Consider the following 2,034-nt stretch of genomic DNA (forward strand, 5'->3'; position numbering starts at 1 on the left):
TATAAAATAATATGTTTTATTGAATGATATAGATAATCGGTAATACATAATAATGTTATGTAAACTAGAATCGGGGTAAGAAAGCAAAGCAAGAGATTTTAATTTTTATATTTTAGATGTATTTTTACACAGTAAGTATTCCAATAATCAACTTACAACATTTACGGAGGGCATCAAACTTTGAATAAGTAATGGAGTTGATAACAAAATAAATTAACGTTTGTGTATATGGAAAAATAGAAAGTATGGCGAGTGGGAAATGGATCGAATCATAAGGGGGAATTAAAAATGTTACTAAAAACAATCTACTGTAAGGTGGAAGAAGAGAAAAAAGAATTGTTTTCCAGTGCGCAAGAAAAATGGCATGATATACAACACCTAGATGGTTTTCATGGACAATTTGGTGGATGGAATGAAGATGAGGCATGTGTATTTACTTTATGGGAAGATAGAAGTGTATATCAATCATTTATGAATGCTTCTCACGATACAATTTATTTAAATAGTAATCAAGAGGATACGTTTCTTTCATGTGAAATTGAATTATTTCAAACGTTGTATGATATAACTGATATGCATTTGGAAGATATTGTAATAGAGGGAGCATTCGTAAGAGTTGCTATATGTGATGTAAAGTTGGAAAAGGAAAAGCATTTTTTACATAAGCAAGAAACAATTTGGAATAAAGGAATGGAAAAAGCAAAAGGAATGCTAGGTGGAGTAGTTGGGAAGTCTTTAAAAAATGAAAATCGTTACATAGTGTTAACGTATTGGAAAGATGAAATAGCGCACCAACATTATGTGGAAGAGATTTTCCCAGATTTATATAAATTAGCTAATATTCATGAAGATATAGAAGAGATAAAAGGAAAACAAGCTGTATGTAAGGAAGAATGGCTTGTATATTAAACGCTGAAAAAGTGCATAAATGATTGTATAATAACGATATTTTCTTATAAACAAGTAATTAATAGAAGACGTTATATACCCTTTCATGTTAATATATTTAAGTTATAATAGGAGGCTTACCCTTTTGTATTGTACGGTAGAAGCAGTGTGAGCTTGAAATTTTTTTTAGAAAAGGATGTGCCTAATTTGCGTATCAATAAATTTATTAGTGAAGCTGGAAAAGCGTCTCGACGTGGAGCGGATAAACTAATTAATGAGAGAAGAGTAATTATTAACGGTAAGGTTGCAAAAATTGGTGACCAAGTAAATCCAGGTGATGATGTACGAGTAAATGGAGAGCAGCTTCGAATTGCTCGAGATCACGTATATATCGCTTTAAATAAACCAGTAGGTATTACATGTACGAGTGAAAAAGCTGTAAAAGGTAACATTATCGATTTAGTGAACCATCCTTTACGAATTAGTCACATTGGACGTCTTGATAAAGACTCAGACGGTTTAATTTTGTTAACGAATGATGGTGATATCGTTAATGAAATTTTACGTGCTGAAAACAAACATGAGAAAGAATATATCGTTTCAGTAGATAAGCCAATTACTCCTGATTTCTTAGAGAAAATGGCAGCGGGTGTTAAAATTTTAGGAACAAAAACGCTTCCTTGTGAGATTACACAGCTATCAAAATATGAGTTCCAAATTATTTTAACCCAAGGGCTAAATCGCCAAATTCGCCGTATGTGTGAAGCTTTAGGTTATCAAGTATACACGTTAAAACGTACGAGAATTATGAATATCGAATTGAATAATTTACCAGTTGGACAGTGGAGAGATTTAACGAAGAAAGAGAAAAGACGTCTATTTGCAGACTTAAATTACGAACCACAAGATTGGTAAAATTGTGAAGTGAAACCAAAAAAATTTGGTTTCACTTTTTAAATTAAATAAATAATTTTTTTAAACACTTGCAAAAATAAAATGAATAAGATATATTAAATAACAATAAATGGATGTTTTACAAAAAGCAAAGAAAAGGACACGAGTTATTTTACCCGGTTATACAGAGAAGGAAGGAAAGCTGAGAACTTCCTAACGCAGAAAAATAACTTACCACCTTAGAGCTGCACT

2 protein-coding genes are annotated in these 2,034 nt (G+C 31.4%); both read left to right on the plus strand.

The window, feature by feature from the left end; genetic code table 11:
- Positions 1–288: 288 nt before the first annotated feature.
- Entirely contained in the window at positions 289–909 is a 621-nt protein-coding gene (locus MR167_RS31245) for a YdbC family protein (RefSeq protein WP_000925174.1), read from the plus strand.
- 186 nt (positions 910–1,095) lie between these two features.
- Entirely contained in the window at positions 1,096–1,803 is a 708-nt protein-coding gene (gene rluF, locus MR167_RS31250) for a 23S rRNA pseudouridine(2604) synthase RluF (RefSeq protein ID WP_001222160.1), read from the plus strand.
- The last annotated feature ends 231 nt before the right edge of the window (positions 1,804–2,034 follow it).

Source organism: Bacillus cereus group sp. BfR-BA-01355, from assembly GCF_022663675.1.
GTDB classification, from domain to species: Bacteria; Bacillota; Bacilli; order Bacillales; family Bacillaceae_G; genus Bacillus_A; species Bacillus_A thuringiensis_S.